Source organism: Paraflavitalea soli, from assembly GCF_003555545.1.
In the GTDB taxonomy this organism is placed as follows: Bacteria; Bacteroidota; Bacteroidia; order Chitinophagales; family Chitinophagaceae; genus Paraflavitalea; species Paraflavitalea soli.
Window position 1 is genome coordinate 91,938 of record NZ_CP032157.1, and the last position, 23,715, is coordinate 115,652.

Genomic DNA, 23,715 nt, shown 5'->3' on the forward strand with positions numbered 1-23,715 from the left:
AAATGCAAGCAGCGGAGGTGAACTGGTACGGATACTGACTGTTAAATTCGAAATTAATGAGTGCACACAAATATATTCGTGAGGAAGCGTATGAGGCCAATATGCAGCTTCCGGCCCTGGGCCTGGTATTATTCACTTTTGGCAATGTAAGTGCAGTAGACCGCAAAGCCGGTGTATTTGCCATTAAGCCCAGTGGAGTACCTTATAAAGATCTGTCACCAGACAATATGGTGATCGTTGACTTTGATGCCAAAACGGTGGAAGGAACGATGCGTCCCTCTTCTGATACTAAAACCCATGCTGTGCTCTACAAGCATTGGGATAAGATCGGCGGCATTGTGCATACGCATTCCACCTATGCCACTGCCTGGGCCCAGTCGCAGCGTGATATTCCCATCTTCGGCACTACCCATGCAGACCATAATACAGTAGATATTCCCTGCGCTCCTCCGATGGATGATGCGATGATAAAGGGAGATTATGAACATGAAACGGGTTTCCAGATCATCAATTGCCTGCAGTCGAAAGGGCTGAGCTATGAGGAGCTGGAAATGGTGCTGGTAGGCAACCATGCGCCTTTTACCTGGGGTAAAACGGCTGCCAAAGCGGTCTACAACAGTGCAGTACTGGAAAATATTGCGCAGATGGCTTTGCTTACTGAGCAGATCAATGCGCAGGCGCCGCGGTTGAAGGATGCCTTGATCAAAAAGCATTTTGAAAGAAAGCATGGGCCGGATTCGTATTATGGGCAGTAGGGACGGCAGTCGGCAATCGGCAGTCGGCAATGCGCCCCGCGAAGCGGGACAAGTTTTGCTTCGATAGCGGATCTCTCACTACGCTGCGCTTCGTTCGAGATGACAAGGAGGGTGGAGCTTCGTTTGAGATGACAAGGAAGGGGGCGCTTCGTTCAAAATGACAAGGAAGGGAGAGCCGAAATGACAAGAAAGTATATTCTTACAATCAGTAAAAAACGATAGATGATCAATTTAAAGACTTTGGAAGTTTGGTTTGTAACCGGTAGCCAGCATTTGTACGGACCTGAGACCTTGAAACAAGTGGCCGAAAATGCACAAACTATTGCGAAAGCCCTGGATGCTTCTGCTAAAATACCTGTCACTGTTATTTGGAAGGACACTGTTAAATCGCCGGAAGAAATTTATAAGATCTGCCAGGAAGCCAATACAACTCCAAACTGTATCGGTATCATTGCCTGGATGCATACCTTTTCACCCGCCAAGATGTGGATCGGCGGTCTGAAGATACTCAACAAGCCTTTATTGCATTTACATACACAGTTCAACCGCGATATTCCCTGGGGAGAGATCGACATGGACTTCATGAACCTCAACCAGAGTGCGCACGGCGACCGCGAGTTTGGTTTCATCATGACGCGTATGCGCCTCAACCGCAAAGTGGTGGTAGGTCATTGGCAGGATGAAGAAGTATTGGAGCGTATCAATGTATGGACAAGGGTAGCTGCCGGCTGGCACGACTGGCAGGGCGCGCGCTTTGTACGTTTTGGTGATAATATGCGCTATGTAGCGGTTACGGACGGCGACAAAGTGGAAGCTGAAATGAAATTCGGTTTTTCCGTTAACACGCATGGCATTGGCGACCTGGTGAAAGTGATCAATGAGATCGGTGATGGCGCCGTAGACAAACTGGTGCAGGAATACAATGACCGTTATAAAGTAGCAGATGTACTGAAGAAAGGCGGCAGCAGTTACAACTCCATCCGCGATGCTGCGAGGATTGAACTGGGCCTGCGCAGCTTCCTGGAGCAAGGTAACTTCAAGGGATTCTCCGATACGTTTGAAGACCTGCATGGCATGGTACAATTGCCGGGTATTGCCGCGCAGCGCCTGATGGGCAGCGGTTATGGATTTGCCGGTGAGGGTGATTGGAAAACTGCAGCGCTTGTACGGGCCATGAAAGTGATGGGGCAGGGGCTGCCGGGTGGCAACTCCTTCATGGAAGATTATACGTATCACTTCAATCCCTCCAATCCGCAGGTACTGGGCGCGCATATGCTGGAGATCTGTGAATCGATTGCTGAAGGGAAGCCAAGCTGTGAGATACACCCGCTGGGTATTGGCGGCAAAGCCGATCCTGTGCGCCTTGTATTCAACAGTGCACCGGGTAAAGCGCTGAATGCTTCGCTGATAGACATGGGCAATCGGTTCAGGATGCTGGTGAATGAAGTGGAAGCGGTGAAGCCGGAGCATGACCTGCCCAAACTGCCTGTAGCAAGGGTATTGTGGAAGCCATTACCGGATATGAAAACAGCTTGCGCAGCCTGGATACTGGCCGGTGGTGCACACCATACGGGCTATAGCCAGAACCTGACGGCCGAATACCTACAGGACTTTGCAGAGATTGCCGGGATAGAGTTTGTATTGATCGGTAAGGATACCAACCTGTACCAACTCAAGAATGAACTGCGCTGGAATGAAGTGTATTATAGGTAAGAGGAGAGAATACAGAATACAGAATACAGAATCCGGCGACACGCGTTTGTCCTGGGTGTTAAAACAGGAGACCGTAGTTAAAAAGGATCAGTGGACAAATGAATTGTTATAAGTACACATTATAATACATATCGATAAGATGAAGGCACCTTGCTTTGGGCAGGTGCTTTCATTTTGGGCCCGATGCCAGATAAACGGGAGGGAAAGTAGCTGGAAAGGGAATAAAAAATTGAGAGCATTGGTACAAGGATTGACGAATTCAGTACGGTTATTATTAAAATAATCACTATTTTTCACGTTTGAAAAGTGCTTTAGCATATGAAAATAAATGCCGTCAGTATTGGTCATGCTAACAGTCGTTATTCTCAGCAGCCGTATAAGCCTTTCACCCTTATTAATAACTTCTTTTCTAATCAACTTCAAAACGGTTATTGCTTATGAATAACAGCCTCGTGTCTTACGATTACCTGATCATCGTACTTTACTTTGTCCTGGTGGGCTCTTATGGCTACTGGATCTATCGCCGGAAGAAGAAGGCTTCGATGGATACGAAGGATTTCTTTCTGGCGGAAGGCTCGCTGACCTGGTGGGCTATTGGCGCCTCCCTGATCGCTTCCAATATATCTGCCGAGCAGTTTATCGGGATGAGTGGTGAGGGATTTTTTGTGGGCACTGCTGTAGCTGCTTATGAGTGGATCGCTGCGCTGGCGCTGATCATCATTGCCATCTGGTTTATTCCTATCTATCTTAAGAATAAGATATATACGATGCCGCAATTCCTCAAGACACGGTACAATGAGACGGTGGCGTTGATCATGGCGGTATTCTGGTTGTTTCTCTACATATTCGTAAACCTCACTTCTATCTTATACCTGGGTGCTGTGGCCATTAAAGGATTGCTGGGCGGCAATGAGAATATGCTGCACATCATCATGCTGGCACTGGCGGCCTGCGCCCTCATCATTACGCTGGGTGGCATGAAGGTAATTGGTTATACCGACGTAATCCAGGTAGCGGTGTTGATCGTCGGCGGTCTGGCTACTACTTACCTTGCCTTGACGATCGTAGCGGAGAAGCTCGGTGTGGGTCAGGGTGCGCTTGCCGGTTTCAATGCCTTGCTGCATGATTCACCGGAACACTTTAAAATGATATTGGATAAGCCGGAATCGACGGTGGGGGTGATCGATACGCCCAACAACCTGCAGATACAGAAGTATGTGGTATTGCCCGGTATTGCCATGTATTTTGCGGGTCAGTGGATCGTGAACCTCAACTACTGGGGTTGTAACCAATACATCACACAGCGCGCGCTGGGTGCTGACCTGCAGACTGCCCGTACGGGTATCCTGTTTGCCGGTTTCCTGAAGCTGATGATGCCTATCATTGTAATGTTGCCCGGTATCGCTGCCTGGGTATTGTACAAGAATGGTCACCTGCCGCAATTAGGAAGCAAAGACGGCGCTTATTCTGCCATCCTGGGATTCCTGCCCAACGGATTGAAAGGCTTGTCTATTGCCGCTCTTACGGCTGCTATTGTGGCCTCGCTGGCTGGTAAGCTCAACAGTATCTCTACGATCTACACGCTGGATATCCATAAAAAATACGTGAACAAAGATGTAGATGAGAAGAAAATGGTGTGGATCGGCCGGCTGACAGTAGTGGCTGCCATCATCGTGTCGCTCATCTTTACCTGGGATGATCTGTTGGGTATTGGCGGCGAAGGCGGCTTTACCTTTATCCAGAAATATACCGGCTTCATTAGCCCCGGTGTATTTGCGATGTTCATATTGGGTATGTTCTGGAAACGTACTACGGGCACAGCTGCCCTGGTAGGTGTGATCCTTGGTTTTGCTCTCGCTATCTTCTTCAACAACTACGCGGTCGGTATTTTCGGCAAGGAAACGCTGATGTATACAGCCTATACCTATCAGAAGATGGAAGGCGGCGTGCTGAAGACGATCACAGAGATCCCCTTCCTGATCAATATGGGCTGGTCATTTGTAATTACCGTGGCTACCATGGTGGCAATCAGCCTTGGTGGTCCGAAGGTAAATCCCAAAGCTTTTGAGATCGACAGTTCTATGTTCAAGGTGAAGCCAGCTACCATAGTGATGATCGTGATCACGCTGATGATACTGGCTGCCCTGTACATCAAGTTCTGGTAAACTGTATTTAACTATAGCTCTTTTGAATAGCAGCAGGCTGAGAAGCCTGCTGTTGTTATTTTGTCTGAACCGGGATCTGTTGGATGTTTGGGGTTGGTGGATAGAAGGGTTGCGGGAGGCCGGACACGGCGGATACACGGCCCTACAACGGCCTATATATGAAGGACATACGGAGGTATATCGCTATAAGGTCGCTATAACGTCGCTGAAAGGTCGCTGTAGTGTCGTTGAAAGGTTGCTAAGAGGTTGTAGTAGAATGACTTGTGAGGAGCCTTAAACGCGCTCGGTAAGCAAGGCTTTATGCAACCAGGGTGCAGTATAGTCCTCTATGAAACCGGTTATATTGGTGTAGGCAGCAAATTCTTCTTCCATGTGCATACTGGTAATGACCACGGCCTGCATACCGGCATTTTGAGCGGCTTCCACACCTTTGGGGGCATCTTCAAAGACCACACAATCTTCCGGCGCTACGCCCAATTCAGCCGCGCATTTGAGATAGGTCTCGGGGTCAGGCTTGCTTTTTACTACGTTATCAGCACTTACAATACTACTAAAATAATGCCGTATGTGCAGTCCATCGAGCACAAAGTCGATGTTAAAAGTGATGGCTGCAGAGCCGATGGCCAGTTTGATGTGCTGGTGGTATGCCTGTTCCAGGAATTGATCCAGGCCTTTGATGAGCCTGAGGTTGGGTCTGAACTCCCGCTGGTATTGTTCTTCTTTGGCATAACCCATGCTGTCTTTCTCGCTTTCGGAAAAACGACCGGGGAAAATGCGTTCCAGCAATTCATTATTCTTGCCATAACATTCTTCTTTGGTGCGTTCCAGGGAAATATCGGCGCCCAGGTTGGTGAGGATGGTGTGCCAGGCTTTGATGTGATAACCCATATCGTCGATCATCGTTCCATTCAGGTCGAATAAGAATGCTTTCATAGGGGGCAAAGATAGGGAATACAGGCAACGAGGCAACCAGGCATCAAGGCAAGGAGGCAATGAGACATCGAGGGGTTAGATGTATTTCCGGGTGGTATTAATTTTTCTCAACAGGGATGTGGTGAGCCAGCTTAAAGCAAGCGCGATTATAAACGTGATGCTGAATTTTATCACTGCATGCAATGGTAATGGCAACAGCAGGTACTGACACCATACCACAAAGATGTAATGCACCAGGTAAATGCCATAGGCATTGGCGGTGAGGGATTGCATGGCTGGTTTGGGTGAAAGAATGCCCGCTTTAAACATGGAGAGGAAGGCCAGGCAACTGGCCGTACAGGAGGCAGTATACATAGCGAAATACAATAACCAGGCCGGCGGTTCTGCCAGGTGCTTTGATTGAACCAGGCTGGTGAGTGTATCAGGAACAATGGTGAGTAATACATACATCACCACACATAGAACGGTCCATACGGGCCACTTTAGTTTCAGCACTGATGTGTCGGCAAAGAGGCCTTTTCCCAGGTCGATGCTGCCTGCCACGGCTCCCAATATAAAATACCCAAAATAGAGTACTACGCGGCTCAGCTGGAAGTCGAAGGGATAAAAGCCTGTCCAGGTGCCGGACCCTACTGCCATAGCCAGGGGCACATACAACAGGAAGGTGGCGAGGAAGAAGAATAGGAAGAGCCCGCCGGGTTTGTTTTGCAGTCCCGATAGCCAGGCGCCTGCTTTGGTGAGCAGTCCACCCACCAGTGGATACAGCAAAGCGAGTAGCAGGTTGAAAGCAAACAATACCCAGATGAACCAGGGTGGCCCTACGGGCCATTGCTCGATGGTGAAGAAATCAATAATATAAGCTTTGATATGGTGCTGGTGATGGGCCAGGTAATAAGCAGGGTAGTAGGCTATCAACATCAATAGGGATACGGCCGCTACAAAAGGAATGAAGAGGCGGTAAAACCTATCGCGCAGGAAAGCTGCTACTCCTTTCTTACGCAGGGCAGGCAGCGCAAAAATGCCGCTGATGAAAAACATCAGTGACATGAAGAATACATCATTGAAGTTCTCAAAGATGTCCATACCGATCCACCGGTGGGTGTCCACTACCGGGTGGGTGGACAGAATATACGCTTCGGGATGAAAGGCGGCGAAAGTGGTATAGGCCAGGGAGGCATGATGGGCTACCACCAGTACGGTGAGCGCAGATCGCAGGTAGTCAAGCCATAAGATGCGATTGGGTGTAGCCCCCATGAGGTTAGTTTACACTGAAACGGATGGATACAGGAAAAGGTTACAGTTTGCAGGAAATAATCTTTTTCATTGGATGATGAAGTTCGCTGCTTAATTGTTAATTTGACACTTGAATAGAAAGGCTATCGCCATTAGTTAATAAAGCCATCCAACGTCACCAATTGATCCTAACGAGTTATGAAACATCTTGCCATAGCAGCTTCCTGCCTCGCAGTTTTATTTGCAACTCCCTCGTCTGCACAAAATGACCCGGTGGTAATACGGGCCGATCTGACCAAAACTACCGGTGATATGAAGCCGGTATGGGCCTGGTTTGGGTACGATGAGCCCAACTATACTTACATGAAGGATGGAAAGAAATTGTTGTCGGAGTTGGCTGCCTTGAGCCCGGTACCGGTGTATGTGCGGGCACACAACCTGCTCACCACGGGTGATGGAACAGCGGCCTTAAAATGGGGCTCTACCAACGCCTATACGGAAGATGCACAGGGCAACCCGGTATACAACTGGCGTATTACAGACAGTATTTTTGATACGTATGTGCAGCGGGGCATGAAGCCGCTGGCGCAATTTGGTTTTATGCCCGAGGCATTGTCATCCAAACCGCAGCCTTATCGCCATTATTGGAAGCCCGGAAATCCTTACAATGAAATATATACGGGCTGGGCTTATCCTCCGAATGATTATAAAAAATGGGGCGCGCTGGTATACGAATGGGTAAAGCATTGTGTGGCGCGCTATGGAAAGAAAGAGGTGGAAAGCTGGTATTGGGAATTGTGGAATGAGCCCAATATCAGTTACTGGAAAGGTACGGTGCAGGAGTTTTGCAAATTGTATGATTACACGGCGGATGCGGTGAAGCGTGCATTGCCAACCGCCCGGCTCGGCGGACCGGATGCCACAGGCCCTTCCTGGGATGTAGCAGCCAAATTTCTCAAGACCTTTATTCAACATTGTACCAGCGATACGAATTATGTAACGGGCAAGATCGGTACGCCGCTTGACTTTATTGCTTTTCATGCCAAGGGCGCACCCAGGGTAGTGGATGGCCATGTGCGAATGGGCATAAGCAATCAACTGCGCGATATATCGGATGGGTTTAAGCTGGTAGCTTCTATCGCTGCTGTGAAGAACCTGCCGATCGTGATCGGTGAGTCGGACCCCGAAGGATGTGCTGCCTGTGGTATGGCTACCAACCCGGAGAATGCCTATCGCAATGGTACGATGTATTCTTCCTATACAGCGGCTTCTTTTGCCCGCAAGTATTTACTGGCTGATCATTTTGGCGTTAATTTCCTGGGAGCGGTATCCTGGTCTTTTGAATTTGAGAACCAGCCCTGGTTTTATGGGTTCCGCGACCTGGCCACCAATGGGGTTGATAAGCCCGTGCTGAATGTATTTCGCATGTTTGGTATGATGAAGGGAAAGCGGGTAGCGGTAACGGGCAACCGGATGATGCCTTTGATGAGCATCCGTGATTCGGGGGTACGAAAACCGGCCACGGATATTGGCGGGTTGGCGGCCAGTAATAAAAAGAGCGCTACGATGATGGTGTGGAATTACCACGATGACGACCTGGCAGGCCAACCTGAACAGGTGCAGGTGGTAATGGAAGGGGTGTCCGCAAAAAAAGTAACTGTTACGCAGTATGTAGTAGATAAGCACCACAGTAACTCGTATGAGGTGTGGAAGCAAATGGGATCACCTCAGCAGCCGACACCTGAACAGATCGCTCAGCTGGAAAAAGCCGGGCAGCTTGAACAGGCCAGTGTAGAACGGAATGTGGTGGTGCAGGATGGGAAGCTGACTGTTCCGATCACGATTGAAAGACAAGGGGTGGTGTTGTTGAAAGTAGAATGGTAAAGTGTTTCGTGTTTTGAGTTCCGGGTGTCGGGTTGCTACCGCGGTTAGGGTTGCTGTCTGGCATTGTGCATACTTGATATTTTTGCATTTTTTTCTAAGCAAAGATGATATTAATTGCGTTGCTGCACCTAAAGAACCCGTAACGCTACACCCGAAACCCGTAACAGTATTATTCTCCCAGCCAGGAACTTACGATCTTCTTCTGTAACGATGTAGGGTTGGGGAGGCGTGTTATTTTATAAGTTGATGTGTCCATGCTCAATCCGGCATAGCCAAGGTATTTGGTATAATCCAGCTCTTTGGTCGTATAGACATAATCAAACAACTCCGTCAATGGATCACCGGCGATTTTAGTGATCACCTGGCGCAATTCCTCTTCTGTAAATCCTCTTTGCTTCTTTTGGTAGTATTCCTTGTACAGGGTGCGCATCACATCATCCAGTGACTTTTTATTGTTTGTCTTTTGCCGGATGGTGAAGTCAAACAACATGCCCACCACCGGGCCTTTGTCATAGTAGGAAATGGTCTTGTTCTCTTTGTCATCCTTGCGGCCAAAAGGCCCGTCGGACCAGGTCTCATAACTGGCCTGCTGCAGGGATTGATAACGTTTGCCGATCCCTTTCTCAAAGGCCTTGATATTGCCGGTGAAAGCATTGAGCAGGTCCTCTTCCGTACTGAGACCGGCGCGTTTAACGATGAGGTACTCATAATAAACGGAAAGTCCTTCTGATACCCACAATTGGTTGGTACGGCTGCCATTGTCATAATCGAAAGGTCCTAACTCGATAGGGCGGATACGCTTTACATTGTAATGATGGAAATATTCATGGGCCAGGAAGTTGAGGGCCCTGATGCGGGAGGCAGTATCATTCTGCGACTCACCGCTGAAGGAGATCGCGGTAGAGTTCAGTTGCTCAATGCCACCCATGCCCCTGGGGCTGATAGACAGGAATGTATAATGCTTGTAAGGAATATCACCTATGAGATCAGTGGCGGTGGTGATAATCTTTTTGAGGTCATTCATGAATGCCTGCCTGTCAAAATCACCCAGCTCATACCCGATGAATCTGTGAGAGATGCCCCGCACGGTAAAAGCCGGCAGCTCTTCGAGGTTGCCGATCAAAAAAGGACTATCGTACAGCACATCAAAATTGGACGCGGTATACGTGAATGATCTACCTGGTACTGAATCAAGCCCGGTAGCTACATTGTTCCAACCGGTATAGGGTTTGATCTGCACGGTTGCCGGGAGGTTGATCCTGCCCGCAGGGTGTATAAATACACCTGCCGGCCTGATGAAGGCGCGCTCTTCATCTATATAGGGAGTACCCACAAATAAGCGGACGGTCTTTACATCATAACTGATGGTGAAGGCTGCCTGCTTCTGATGGGATATATGCCAGGTATTGCCCGCGCTCATATGCCAGGGGATGGTATCGCCGGCGGCATTCTTTACGGTGAAATGCTCTACGTTCTTAGCATAGTCCATGCGCTGGTAATAGCCGGGTGTCCATACGGGCATTTTGAAATCTGTTGCCGTATCTTTTATGGCGGAACAGCGCAGCTCCACATGAAAATAATGATTGGCGGGCTGCTCCATAGAAACCGTGAAGTGGAGCTGTTGGGCTGTAGCTATTAAGTTGATTAGGCATATGCTAAGCGTGAGGGTTATTCTCCTGGTCATAAGTGTTTCGTGTTTTGAGTGTCGGGTTTCGGGTCTTTAGCTGCAACAATGTAATTAATTATTGTCTTTGCTGAGTGCAACGGTCTAAAAGGACCGGGTTGCCACCATTCAAAGCTGTATGCTCAAAACGCGGTAGCAACCCGAAATGCTACACCCGAAATCCGGAACTGTAGTTACTTTATTTCGCCGGCATTCCTGTCGGGCGGATCAACACCCAGCAATTGTTGTACAAAGAAATCTCTTTTCTTCTTACGGCCATAAGGACCACCATCGCTATGACCCATGCCTGGCACGGTAAGCAGATCAAACATTTTATTGGATTTGATCAGTGCATCGGCCAGGCGGTAAGTAGATTCAGGTGGTACATTGGTATCGGCTTCACCTACGATGAGCAACAGCTTTCCTTGTAGCTTGCTTGCATTGGTAATATTGGATTGCTCTTCGTAATGCTTGCCAATGGGATAACCCATCCATTGTTCGTTCCACCATTGCTTGTCTACGCGGTTGTCATGACAACCGCAGGCAGATACTGCCGCTTTATAAAACTCGGGGTGAAACAACAGCGCCCCGGTAGAATTTTGCCCGCCGGCAGAAGTGCCATATACGCCTACCCGTGTAGTATCTACATAGGGATATTTTTCGGCCAGGGCTTTGATCCATAAAATGCGATCAGGCAGGCCTGCATCAGCGAGGTTTTGCCAGCACACATCATGGAAGGCCTTGGAGCGGTTGGCCGTGCCCATACCATCACACTGGATGACAATGAAGCCCAGCTCGGCCATGCTCTGCATTTCACCATGTGTCATAAAGTTTTTGGGTACAAAGGCATCCTGTGGACCGGCATAGATATTTTCAATGACAGGGTATCGCTTGTTGGGATCAAAATGGCGGGGTCTGCATACTACTCCCCAGATATCTGTTTTGCCATCCCTGGCTTTGGCGACAAATACTTCGGGAAGCCGTACACCCAGGGCCAGGTAAGCAGAAATATCTGCTTTCTCCAGTTCCATCACGGGTTTATTATCGGCTGCACGCACCAGGGAAGTTATGGGCGCTATATCAGGCGCCGAATAAGTATCGGTGAAATACTTTCTGTCGGGCGAAAAATTGACGGTATGGTTACCGGCAGCGGGGGTAAGGGATACCAGTTTTTTACCATCAAAGCCAATGCGGTAGAAATGTATATTGTAGGGATCTTCACCTGCCTGCATACCGCTGGCGCGGAACCAGATCTCCTTTTTCTTTTCATCCACACTGTCAATCTCCCGTACTACCCAATTGCCGGCGGTGATCGCATTTTTGACAACACCTTTCCCGGCATCTACCAGGTACAGGTGGCGCCATCCGTCTTTTTCAGAGCTCCAGATAATTTCATCGGTTTCTGGCAGGTAATGCGTAAATATGCGTTGTTCATAGATGAAGGTGCTGGTTTGCTCATCCACAATATTGCGCGTATTGCCGGTTTCGCTGTCTACTTCAATGATACGGAAACGCTGATGACCACGGTCTGCCTTTTCATAGGTGAAGAAGCGGCTGTCTTTTTTCCAGCGTATATAGGGTGAGCCCAGGAAATCATATTTCTCGGTATTGATCTTAACCGCTTTTTGGGCTGCGATGTTGAACGTATACATTTCATAGCTGGTAAATTCATCCCCGGGCTGTGCATAGCGTTGTGAGCGCAGCTGACCACGCATGGTATTGGGCTGTGAGGTGAGGATATAATACACCTCTTTCTGCTCACGGGGATCGATCTTATACCCAATGGCATATTTGCTATCGGGGCTCCACACCAGCTGGCCATAGGGCTTTTCTTTGGTGCCATCGGTTGTAAACCGGATGGCATCCTGACTGGCAGCAGGTCTTATATAAACGTTATTGTCCCTGATGAATGATACCCATTGTTTGTCGGGCGAGAGGCTGTCCCTTCTGCCATCACGGTCCCAGCGTGGGCGTCTGCGGGGGTTGGGCATATTGGCTGCCAGCGTATCGGGAGCTGCTGTACTGGTACAGGTTTGTTTGAGTACATCATATTGCCACCACTTGTCCTGGTGCCGGAAGGTGATCTGTTTGGCCTTGTTGTCAAATACCAGGGCATTAATGCCCAGCCTTTTGGCGGTGACGGCTTTGCCGGAGGCCTGGCCCAGGGCCGCAGCGAGCTGAGCGTGGTCGAAGGCTGGTGCTTTTTTGCCGGCTACCGCATCTACATAAATATATTCTGTAGTGCTGTCCTTAAGGTTGTTGCGGTACCAGAAGCCTTTGTTATCGGCCTGCCAGTTGGCTTGTACAGTTGTTTTAAAAACTGAATTGCGGGCCAGGCTGTCCAGTTCAGCTGCCTCACGGTAGCGCTGCATGATCTCCTCATGGCCGGGCCTGTAATCGGAAGGCTTGTTGGGTTGAGCATTGGTCAACAAGGCGCCTAACAGGCACGATGAGACAATCAATGATTTGTAATATGTCATTGTTAAAATATTTGGTCGGGTAATGTTCCGGGTTCCGGGTTTGGAGTTTCGGGTTGCTGCCGCGATCTGAGTTTACGGCATTGTTTTGGCGAGCTTGGTTCACAAAACCGCCGCAAGGCAGCAATACTAATCGTTCATTTATGCCGCTACACCTAAAGAACCCGAAACTCTACACTCCAAACACGAAATTTATTTGGTATAAAAACGCCAGTTGGTTTTAAAGTCTTTGGAGAGTGATTGATTGGTGAGAATGGCGCGCACCATTTCTACCGGCATGGCATTTTCCTGCAATACGGCATCGTGGTATTGTTTGTAGGTCATCTTACCTCCATCTACCAATTCCTTTTTCATGGCATAGAACTGTAATCCGCCGATCATATAGGCCAGTTGGTACAATGGACCATAGCCACCGGTAAAGGAGCGGCGTACTTCTCCTTCAGCATTGGCGCGTTCATGTCCTACACGGTCTACCAGGAAGTCAATACATTGCTGCGGTGTCCATTTGCCCAGGTGGTAATTCAGCGAGAAGATGATGCGGGCGCAGCGGTGCATGCGCCAGAACAACATACCAATACGGTCTTCAGGAGATTGGGGGAATTTGAGGTCCCACAAGATCATCTCCCAGTACAATGCCCAGCCTTCTGTCCAGAAGGGCGTATTGAAATTGCGATATGCTTTGTAGCGGTTATTCATAAAACCCTGCAGGTGATGGCCGGCGATCAACTCATGGTGTACCGTAGCGCGGGAGAAATGCGGGTTGTTGCCCCGCATGCTCATCAGTTTGTCTTCTTCTGCCATGGTATTGGTAGGGTAGGAGATAATGAGCATTTCTCCGCCGAGGAAGAATGGGCTAACCAGCTGCCGTTGGGGACTCATCATACTCATGCGCCAGGTCTCTTCTGCTATTGGCGGGATGGTGACCAGTTTATTCTTTTTCAGGAAGTCGATGGACTCATTGTAGAGTTTCATGATGGCTTCCGGTTGTTTGCCGGGTGGAACATAAGAATTCTTTACTTTCTCGATGGCTTTTTTCCAATCATCGCCAAAGCCCATATCGCGGGAGGCTTTCAGCATTTCTGCATCGCACCAGGCAAATTCTTTATTGGCGATGTCTACCAGTTCTTCCGGTGTGTAAGGGATCATTTCAGCCTGCAGCTGGCGCACCAGTTCTTTCTGCCCAATGGGATAACCCACAATGCCACTGCCATCATCTTTACCGCCGGGGGCTGACTTTTCTTTTTGCTGCCATGTTTTGGCATAATCACCCAATGCTGTTTCGAGGCGCTTCAGGGGCTCTGGTATCCACCAGGTATAAGCCGGATCATAACCGGTATAAAAATCATTCACACTTTTAACAGCAGCTTGTAATCCCCGGATAATAAAGCCAGCCCGGCGGCTGAGGTTGATCTCCATGGCGGACTCTTTATCCAGTTTTTTAGCGGTACTGTTGATCTCAATGGCGAGGGCGTTCATAGTAGCTGCCAGCTTTTGGGCATCCTGTTGGGTGCCGCGGCGACGGATCCTTTCTATTTCATATATCTTTTCGGCAAAGGTGAACCACGGGCTAAGCTGGCTAAATTCCTGTTCTTCTTCCTGCAGCAGGCGCAGTTGCTCGTCCATATTCCTTTTAAACAACAGGTAATCAACTTTAGCCCCGGTAGAGAGGGATTCGAATTTCAGTTGCTGCAGCTGTTTTAAATAGTCCGTTTGCAATTGTTGTAAGCGTTGGCGACGGTCGGGAGAGCTTTCCACAGCATAAAAGCGGCTAAGGCTTCCGCGGTCAGCATCATATTGTACCATAATGTTGTTGACCTCACTGTTTTGCTGATACAGGGACGTTGTTTGCGACCAACCTGGCAGTACAGCGATCGCCATACAAAGGAGGAAAATAAGTTTTAACCGGAGGGCTTGGCTCATAGCAGGTGATGTATTGTTTTAGTTGATGAGTGAACGAAGGTTGTTTTTGACCAGACGAAAGTTCAGCAAAATATTGATTCATCCCTTACCTTTTATAAAAGTGTTAAGATTCGCTAAGGATCAGGCAGGATTTGTTGTGAGTGGATACAGGTTGGCACAGGCTGCAATGAGGGATGGAATCGTAGCAGGAAAAACAGGGTTGAATAAAAATTAACCTGCCGCTGATTTGATCAGTAGCTGTTTTGCCGGCAACGGTAAATCCATTGGATCAATGATTTATGCCTATGCAGCGTTGGGACTGCATTAATTGTCACCTACACGTTTTTAATAACTTCTTTACCGATATTAACCTGTCGTGTTTTGTTTTCAAAAAAAGGTGGTAATATTGGTTAAGTATGAAAGTTGTACAGTTTACGATACCTGTTGCTACAGAGTATTCTATTATCGTGCAGGAAGACGTGTTGCCCTACTTTTACAACCATCTTCACCGCCATAATGAGATACAGATCACCTGGGTTATTAAAGGTGAAGGAACGTTAATTGCGGGAAATTCCATGCAGCGTTTTAAGCCGGGCGATATTTATATTCTTGGCGCCAATCAGCCCCATTTATTCAAGAGTGATGACGCTTATTTCGAGAAGCGCAGTAAAAAGGAGATACATGCGCTGACGATGTTTGTAGATCCCGGTGGACTGTTCAGTCATATTCTTCATTTGCCCGAAATGAAAAGCGTGAAGAAGTTCCTGGAAGCTACTGCGGCGGGGATGCAGATCCCCCAGGCTTACAAAACCCAGGTAATGGACAAAATGCTGCAGGTAAAAGAAGCACGCAATGGTTCCAGGCTGGCTACTTTCATCCAACTGCTGCAATTAATGACCACGATCAAAAAATACAAAACACTGGCCAATGCCGGTACGGAGTATTCGATCAGCGAATCGGAAGGCCTGCGTATGAACGATGTGTATCAATATACCATCGCTCACTATACAGAGAATATCAGTCTGCACCAGATTGCCTCTGTTGCACACCTTACCCCACAGGCTTTCTGCCGGTATTTTAAAAAGCATACCCGGAAAACTTATATCACTTTCCTCAACGAGGTGCGGGTCAATGAGGCCTGTAAGAAGATCGTGGCCCAGGATTTCGATAGTATTGCCACGGTTGCCTATCAAACCGGCTTTACCAATGCAGTGACCTTCAACCGGGTATTCAAGAAGATCACCGGCCAGCCTCCCAAGAAGTTCCTGAACGAATATTTGCACAAGATCGATTAAGAAAAGCTGTGAGCTACGAGCTGCGAGCGAAAGACAATTACACGGTATTTCCGGTCAATCACTCAATAAACCCTGCCATTTGCGCAAAGTGTGGTCTTAATCGCACTGGCAGGTATAATTTTATCGCGGCTACCAGGAAAAGCCGGATGAAGCAAACATGCACAAGCTGGACAGGCAGCTTACGGGATGCCTGTCGCAGCTTTGCCACATAATTGGAACCAGGCGTATACCAAAAGGGTTGCTGTATATTCGGTAACCCTTATTCTTTTCTTACAGGTTTCCACTTAGACGTTAATAATTTACGTATTTTCGACACTGGTAAGACGGGCTCTGTTGAGATACAGGAATGAGTGCGCTCTCCAGGCAACTTATTGTAAATTAATTAACCGCTTACTTTCAGGATCCCCGCCATGAAAGACTTATCCTTATTGATTTGTGCCCTATTGGCATCAGCCAGCCTGTTTGCCATAGACTCCCTCCAGTATACGCGGCGTCATTATACGGACGAAGATGGTTTACCGCAGAACAGCGTCAAATTTATTGCACCGGATAAAAATGGCTTTGTATGGCTGGCCACAGAGAATGGACTGGTACGTTTTGACGGCCAGCACTTCAGGACCTTTAACAAGGACAATATTCCCCTTTCTTCCAGTCGTATTTACACCATGATGCCAGGTACAGGCACAGATAACCTGTATGCTTTTACAGAAGTAAGGCAGGTCATTCAGGTTCACCATGGCGAAGCCAGACTGGATAATAATTATATCCGGCAGGCAGTATGGATCAATATTCCGGGTAATAGTGGGCACAATTCTATTTTCCCTGCCCTGGGTTTGCCGAATCTTTACAGGAATGCTGTTTCATTTGAAAACTATGCCATACCAGTCAATAACCGTGATTTTTTCATGGTTACGAAGAGCGGGGTGTCATTTTATAGAAATAAAAAGCGCTTGTTTCAAACAGGTTTCCGGCATACGGATTTCTGGCGTTTTTTCAATATAGGCAATCTGTTGTATTATGTAGATGACCGGGAAGTCTATAGCATTGCGGAAGATAGTGTTGTTAAAAAAGGAAGATTGCAGGGAGATATATTATTGAACCCCGCTTATCATAAAAGCGGAAGAAAGCTACAATTGTATTGGAACCTTACTGCAAAGAATGTATTTATTTACCTTGATCGGTCACTATACCTTGTAAAGAGATCGGCTGCCGGTGAATTGCATACCCAATTACTGCTTACTGGTTTTGACCTGACGGTCAACAATATCGTGTCGGCCTGGTATGATGACCGGTACAGGCGGATCTTCCTGGGTAGCCTTACGCGGGGCTTGTTTGTATTTACCCGGAAGGAATTCAGGGTTTTAACAGCAGGACGTTCCGGGTCTGATGAAGTGTTTTATGCACAGACGGGGTTGGACAGTGGCCGGGTGCTTACGCCAGCGGGAGAAGTGCTGGGTTTATCAACGCCGGCGGGAATATTACCGGCTATGCGCCAACTGGATATCAATGACCGGTACAGTATGCTTACAGATGACAAGGGGTATATATGGGTTAAGCACCTGAATAATCTGTATAAGCTTGCTAAAGGTGGACAACGTTTACTGGATAGCTGGAAGTTTACGCCGCATATCACCCAACTGTACGAAGACAGGAATGGAAGGTTATGGATTGGCACCAGGGCAGGTTTATATGAGATGGACCTGCGCATCAATAACGCTTCGCCTGAATTTTTCACCAAGCGTCTACCGGACATTTCCTACCTGGAGCAGGAAACAGCGGATATGCTTTGGGTGGGCACCGACAAAGGGCTCTTTAAACTCACCGTTTCCAGTCATCAGATAGAAATGATAGAAGGCCTGGAAGATAAACATATCCGCAGTCTTTATATTCCTACGCCCAATGAAGTGTGGATCACTACTACAGAAGATGGCTTCTTTCTTTACCGGAATGGCCGCCTGACCAAATTCCCGATAGATCCGGGTCGTTACCTGTGTGCTTCCCATTGTTTTATGGAAGACGGTAATGGCTATTGCTGGATCACTACCAATAAGGGACTGTTTCGGGTGGCCAAAAAGGACCTGCTTGATTACACAGATAAAAAAATAACTGATATCTATTATCATTATTACGATAAATATGCAGGTTTTAATACCAACGAGTTTAATGGTGGATGCCAGCCTTGTGGCATAAAGCTGCCCGATGGACATTTGTCATTTCCCTCGATGAACGGACTGGTAATGATCAATACCAGGGGAGAAAGCATGGAATTACCGGATAAAGACATTTTTATTAACAGGATAGAGGTGGATGGAAAGCAGCTGGATACCCGGGATACACTTGTTTTTAAGAGGGACTTTGACCTGGTTAAGTTATATGTATCCACTCCTTACTTTGGCAATCCATATAATCTTCGCCTGGAATTTGCCCTGGACCGTCATTCGGAGAAAACAGTATGGAATAAAATTGGCAGCGATGGCAGTATTTCACTGGCTTCACTGCCGTCGGGAACGTATCAATTGCAGATCCGTAAATTGAATGGCTTTGGAATGAATAATTACCGCTATAAGAATGTGGTGCTGGTTATTCCCCTGGCTTATTATGAGAACTGGTGGTTCAAGGTTTGTATGGTGGTATTGGGAGGACTTTGTATATGGGGCTACACGCGTTTTCGCCTGCAATATATAAAGCATAAGAACAAAATGCTGGAAGCCCGTATTGATGAGCGCACGACTGTCCTGCAGGTTACATTGAGTGAGTTACAGGCATCCGAAGAGATCCTTCGCAAACAGACGCATCTGCAAGAGCGGCTTATTACGGCTATTACACATGATATCAAGAGTCCTTTGCGATACATGATGCTGGCGGCTAAACGTCTTACGAATAAAACCTTTGCCAGGGAAGACCCTGATGAAGCACATAAAAACGCGGAAATATTATATGAAGCGGGGTACAGGATGTATCACCTTACGGATAACCTGCTGCAATATATTAAGCTATCGTCCCAGGATAAGCAGGTGGTAATAGAAGAAGTAGACCTGACAGCGGTCATACGGGAGAAGGTAGAAACTTTCCGGGACATTGCTGCGGCGCAGCAAACGGTTGTTCTCAATGAAGTTCCAGCCGGTACAAAAGTGCAAAGTAATTTTCACCTGTTGGGTGTCATTATTCACAACCTGCTTGATAATGCCGTGAAAGTGACGTTTGAGGGACAGATTAAAATATATACGGTTCCCGGCGATACACTTCGTATTGTAATAGAAGATACTGGCATAGGGATGCGTCAGGAGATGGTGGATTGGTGTAATGCAGCGCTGGCAGAGAAAGATCAACACCTTCCTACACCCGGTCATTCCGGATTTGGATTGATCATTATTAAAGAGTTGCTGGTATTGGTGAATGGGCAGTTAATAGTAAGCAGCAGCCACGAAAGCGGAACCAAAGTAATGCTGCTCTTTCCGGCTACGGCCTGACAGCTAATAGCTTTCAGGATCTATTCTTTCTCCCGGTTTTGATATGGCTATGCGTTGGGAAGGGTAGATGCCGGAATGCCCGCTAAAATAGTAAGCGGTAAAACAGGCAATGGCATAATATAATACGTAATCTGTTCCAAACAATTCCACCCCCATCAGGGTACAGGCCAGGGGAGTATTGGTAGCAGCGGCAAACACGGCGATAAAGCCGAGGCCGGCCAGGAGGTCAACAGGTGCACCGGTCATAACTGCCAGCGTATTGCCCAGCGTTGCGCCAATGAAGAACAGCGGCGTAACTTCTCCGCCCTTAAAACCGGTACCTACGGTAATAGCGGTAAATAATAATTTCCATAACCAACTCCAGGAACTTACACCCGCTGGCTGAAAGGCGGTGGTAATGGAGGCCCCGCCGGGATGGCTGGGTAGTACGCCCAATCCAAGATAGTCACGGGTGTTCAATAATAGCGTCAGTATAATAATGAGGCAGCCGCCTATGACGGGGAGCAGCCATTTGTTCTTTGTGATATACCGGTTACCCTGCTCTTTAATATAATGAGATAAACGGGCAAACAAGTGGCCTGAAAGACCAAAGGCGATACCTGCCAGGATTATTTTGGCGAGTAGCAGGAAATCCACCTGCAGCAGGGTAAATGGATTTGGACCTGTAACAAATGTATTAATATGATAGTGTGTATGCTTAATGCCCCAGGCGCTACAGAAAATATCGGCAAATACAGCCGCCATGAGGCAGGGGATAAGGGCATTGTATTGGATCCGGCCGATGGCCAACACTTCCAAAGCGAATATGGCTCCCGTAAGCGGTGTACCAAAGACAGCGCCAAAACCGGCTGCAATGCCTGCCATTAAAATGATACGGGTGTCCTCTTTGGATAGTCTGAACCACTTGCCCAACAGGCTGGCCATACTGCCGCCCATCTGAACGGCTGTGCCCTCACGACCTGCTGAACCGCCAAAAGTATGGGTAATAAGGGTTGTTATCATGACGAGTGGGGTCATCCTGGCCGGTACGCCACCGCCGGGTTCATGGATCTCGTCCATGATGAGGTTATTGCCGGCTTCTGCATTTTTGCCCCATAGCTGGTATAAAAAATGGATAATAATACCTGCCAGGGGAAGCAGGTATAACAGCCATTGATGATGCCATTGCAGTGCAGTAGCCAGATCCAGCAGCCATAGGAACAATGCCACCAGCGACCCCACTACTGCAGCAACCGGGATGGTAAGTATTGTCCATTTAAGCAGATGGCGGAAAATAAAGAGTTGCTCAAAAGAAGGGGCTTTTTTTTTCATTGCTTACAAAACCGGCAATCATTCATGGCTGGTGACAGAAGGGTCGTACAGTCTTACTTTTTCCACCAGGTCCACTACGTTGCTCACGTTAAGTTTCTCAAATATGCGACTTTTATAGGTACTTACGGTAGATATTTGTAAGCCAAGTGTTGCTCCAATCTCTGCTACAGCAGCCCCCATAACGAGTTGCTGCATAATCTCCATTTCCCGGTTGGAAAGCGTCGCAAGGGGATTATGGGAAATTACTTTTTTATGGGACATGTTATTGAGCAGATGCTGTCTAACGGAATGACTTATATACTTATCGTTGTTTTGCAGGGTTTGTATGGCCATTCTTAATTCTGCTTCAGATGCTTGTTTTACTACGTATCCGTCGGCGCCTGCCTGCAAATAGCGAAGGGCGTATACCTGTTCATCATAGCCGGAGAAGATCAGTATTTTAACATGTGGTTGCCGCAGCTTGATCACATCGATCATCTGGAGATTGTTACCACCCGGAATGTTGATGTCCAATACCATCAGGTCAAATCTGTTGGTGTCCAGTAATTTGAGCGCCTGGTGAAAATTATTGGCTTCCCGGATAGTGCCGGTGGGTAGTAAATCCTTTATTACAAAAGATGTTCCATAGCGTACAATAGCGTGGTCGTCAGCTATCAGCACATGATAGTTTTGATCTTTCATTCTGAGTATCAGATTAGTGGTTGGAGTATGAAGCCTTATTAGAACCGGCTGTAATATACGATTTCTTCTATATGTGCGTCGAACTTATACTACATACTTTTAGAAATTGTAGTACATAAAATGTGCAATGGGTGGGATAGATTTGTTTCAGCTGAAAAAATAATTACACCAATGTCTTATTGTACGCCCGCAGATCCTATGCAAAACCATGTTAACTATATGCCAGGTTATATGTATCGGTTGCATATACCCTGGCATTTTTTTAATGCCCTGGCGACCTTGATAAAAATTCTACCCAACCTGTACAAACCTGTAATCTTCAAAATATTGTGCAAGTGTTCTCCGGTCATGGCACAGGCGGGTATATCATTCAAAGACGCAGAATGTATGCCCGTGGGTTTCCTGTAGCTAAATTCTTTCCTAATGCCCCGCCTTTCCAGGTGGGGCAGTGGAAAGATCACCAGATTTCCTTCTTTAAATAGTTGTTGGGGAACAGCCCAAAATCGGATATGGCCTTTGCCAGCCCGTTCCCTATGTGCTATTCATTAACCAAACATATGCAAGATGATTAAAAAATTACTCCTTCTCATGGTAATGGCCGCTTTGTATAGCGGTAGTACTACAGCCCAGGGCTTTCTGTCAAAAAAGAAAGGAAGCCTGATCGGCTTCAGTGCCAATTTTACTGATTTTAAAACGCCCAATGAAATTAAAGCCAGCTCATTGAAGGATGCCCTGAAAAAAGGCGACTGGCACAAATTTTCAGAAATGGGTATCGGTATCTCCCTGATGTACTGGCAGGGATTGAGCAAGCGGCTCGATCTTTCTGTACGATACAATGGTGTCTTTACAGAATACTCCCGCAGTAGTTATGAGAATACCTATTCTAATGAGTTTGAGGCTGCCCTCCATGCCCGTGCATTAACAGACGATCATACACTGAATCCCTTTCTTACTGCCGGGATCGGAGTGGGCTCGTATGGGAAGACCTGGGCGCCTTATGCTCCTTTGGGACTGGGCCTGCAGGTGAACCTGCAAAGCGTCACCTATCTTTTTTTGCAGGTCCATTACCGGGTATCGCTGGATAAATCCGGACTGGACGACAACCTATTCTATTCCTTTGGTATTACAGAAAGCATAGCTTCACCCAAAACGCAGCCTGCGCCTGTTGTAGTGCCGTTTCCGGTAGTAGAGCGTAAGGACAGGGATGAAGATGGCGTGGTGGACAGCGCAGATGCCTGCCCTGATGTGAAAGGGCTGGCCGGTTTGAATGGATGTCCCGACGGGGATGGTGATGGCATCGCTGATAAAGATGATAAATGCCCGGATATAAAGGGCATCGCCAGATATAGTGGTTGTCCTATCCCTGATACAGACGGGGATGGTGTAAATGATGAACTGGACAAATGTCCATCCGTTGCCGGCGTGGCGCGCTATAATGGCTGCCCGGTACCTGATACGGATAAAGATGGTGTTAATGATGAGGAAGATAAATGTCCTGCGCTGCCCGGTGTAAGGGAAAACCAGGGATGTCCGGTAGTGAAGGAAGAGATTGTGAAAAAAGTGAATGTAGCTGCCGGCAATATCTTCTTCGTAAGCGGAAGCACCAAACTGCTGGCTAAATCGTACAAGTCATTAAATGATGTGGCTGCGGTACTTCTGCAGGATGCAGGCCTGAAGCTGGATATAGAAGGCCATACAGACAATACGGGATCTGATAAGGTAAACCAGCCGCTCAGTGAAAAGAGGGCCCGTGCGGTATTGGATTATCTAAAAAGCAAGGGCGTTGATGAAAGCCGGATACACGCTGCCGGATATGGATCCTCACAACCTGTTGCAGACAATAAAACAGTGAAGGGAAGAACGCTGAACAGAAGGGTGGAGTTGAAATTGAAATATTAAGAAATTAGGATAGCGGACATCAGTTTGCAGGACGGAACAGAAGGCCGGAAGGAGGAATGTAAATTTCGACTTCCGACTTCTGCTTTCTGTGTGCTTCCCCCGGAAATAGCCTTTTGTAGAAGTTTTACTACAGCAATATTGAAGTTGTACTACATCCTGGTAAATACGCAAATGATACATTTGATACTGATGAAATCGGCTCATGTATATTTTCATACTATCTAATTACTTACAGTAGTAAACACTAATCACCCCCTGGTTTAGGCAGATGCAGGTTCTTTCGGAGGATCCTGCATGCTGGTAGCTGCAACAACGAATTATTGATAGCCTTTTTGTC

General features: G+C 47.6%; 14 protein-coding genes. 7 read left to right on the plus strand and 7 right to left on the minus strand.

The window, feature by feature from the left end; translation table 11 throughout:
- Positions 1-56: 56 nt before the first annotated feature.
- The 3 genes from D3H65_RS00360 to D3H65_RS00370 all read left to right on the plus strand — a co-directional run bounded on the left by D3H65_RS00360 (position 57) and on the right by D3H65_RS00370 (position 4,633).
- Positions 57-755, plus strand: coding sequence for an L-ribulose-5-phosphate 4-epimerase (locus tag D3H65_RS00360; protein ID WP_119048360.1), 699 nt, complete (start codon positions 57-59; stop codon positions 753-755).
- Between the two features lie 222 nt (positions 756-977).
- Entirely contained in the window at positions 978-2,468 is a 1,491-nt protein-coding gene (gene araA, locus D3H65_RS00365; protein ID WP_119048361.1) for an L-arabinose isomerase, read from the plus strand.
- 437 nt (positions 2,469-2,905) lie between these two features.
- Entirely contained in the window at positions 2,906-4,633 is a 1,728-nt protein-coding gene (locus D3H65_RS00370; protein WP_119048362.1) for a sodium:solute symporter family transporter, read from the plus strand.
- 273 nt (positions 4,634-4,906) lie between these two features.
- Here the strand turns inward: D3H65_RS00370 and D3H65_RS00375 are convergent, their stop codons facing one another.
- Positions 4,907-5,566: an HAD family hydrolase gene (locus tag D3H65_RS00375; protein ID WP_119048363.1), complete on the minus strand. Its 660-nt coding sequence runs from the start codon at positions 5,564-5,566 to the stop codon at positions 4,907-4,909.
- 75 nt (positions 5,567-5,641) lie between these two features.
- Positions 5,642-6,820 (minus strand): acyltransferase family protein, encoded by a 1,179-nt coding sequence (locus D3H65_RS00380; RefSeq protein ID WP_119048364.1) that lies wholly within the window; start codon positions 6,818-6,820, stop codon positions 5,642-5,644.
- A gap of 177 nt (positions 6,821-6,997) precedes the next feature.
- On the opposite strand from D3H65_RS00380, the gene D3H65_RS00385 reads away from it, so the two are divergent.
- Positions 6,998-8,683, plus strand: coding sequence for a GH39 family glycosyl hydrolase (locus D3H65_RS00385; RefSeq protein WP_119048365.1), 1,686 nt, complete (start codon positions 6,998-7,000; stop codon positions 8,681-8,683).
- 169 nt (positions 8,684-8,852) lie between these two features.
- On the opposite strand, the gene D3H65_RS00390 is transcribed toward D3H65_RS00385, so the two are convergent.
- From D3H65_RS00390 to D3H65_RS00400, 3 genes are all read right to left on the minus strand, one after another.
- A complete protein-coding gene (locus D3H65_RS00390; protein WP_119048366.1) occupies positions 8,853-10,367 on the minus strand; it encodes a M61 family metallopeptidase in 1,515 nt (504 codons plus the stop codon).
- A 173-nt stretch (positions 10,368-10,540) separates the two neighbouring features.
- Entirely contained in the window at positions 10,541-12,826 is a 2,286-nt protein-coding gene (locus D3H65_RS00395) for a S9 family peptidase (RefSeq protein WP_119048367.1), read from the minus strand.
- A gap of 189 nt (positions 12,827-13,015) precedes the next feature.
- Positions 13,016-14,743 carry a DUF885 family protein gene (locus D3H65_RS00400; RefSeq protein ID WP_245999650.1) on the minus strand — a complete coding sequence of 576 codons (1,728 nt, stop codon included), beginning with the start codon at positions 14,741-14,743 and terminating at the stop codon, positions 13,016-13,018.
- 395 nt (positions 14,744-15,138) lie between these two features.
- On the opposite strand from D3H65_RS00400, the gene D3H65_RS00410 reads away from it, so the two are divergent.
- Together D3H65_RS00410 and D3H65_RS00415 are read left to right on the plus strand one after the other, a co-directional pair.
- Positions 15,139-16,017 (plus strand): AraC family transcriptional regulator, encoded by an 879-nt coding sequence (locus D3H65_RS00410; RefSeq protein ID WP_119048370.1) that lies wholly within the window; start codon positions 15,139-15,141, stop codon positions 16,015-16,017.
- 410 nt (positions 16,018-16,427) lie between these two features.
- Positions 16,428-19,487, plus strand: coding sequence for a ligand-binding sensor domain-containing protein (locus D3H65_RS00415; protein WP_119048371.1), 3,060 nt, complete (start codon positions 16,428-16,430; stop codon positions 19,485-19,487).
- Between the two features lie 3 nt (positions 19,488-19,490).
- Here the strand turns inward: D3H65_RS00415 and D3H65_RS00420 are convergent, their stop codons facing one another.
- Complete coding sequence (locus D3H65_RS00420) at positions 19,491-20,798, minus strand: voltage-gated chloride channel family protein (protein WP_119048372.1); 1,308 nt, start codon at positions 20,796-20,798, stop codon at positions 19,491-19,493.
- 18 nt (positions 20,799-20,816) lie between these two features.
- A complete protein-coding gene (locus tag D3H65_RS00425) occupies positions 20,817-21,479 on the minus strand; it encodes a response regulator (protein WP_119048373.1) in 663 nt (220 codons plus the stop codon).
- Positions 21,480-22,043: 564 nt separating this feature from the next.
- On the opposite strand from D3H65_RS00425, the gene D3H65_RS00435 reads away from it, so the two are divergent.
- On the plus strand, positions 22,044-23,378 hold the full coding sequence (locus D3H65_RS00435; protein WP_119048375.1) for an OmpA family protein: 1,335 nt from the start codon (positions 22,044-22,046) through the stop codon (positions 23,376-23,378).
- The last annotated feature ends 337 nt before the right edge of the window (positions 23,379-23,715 follow it).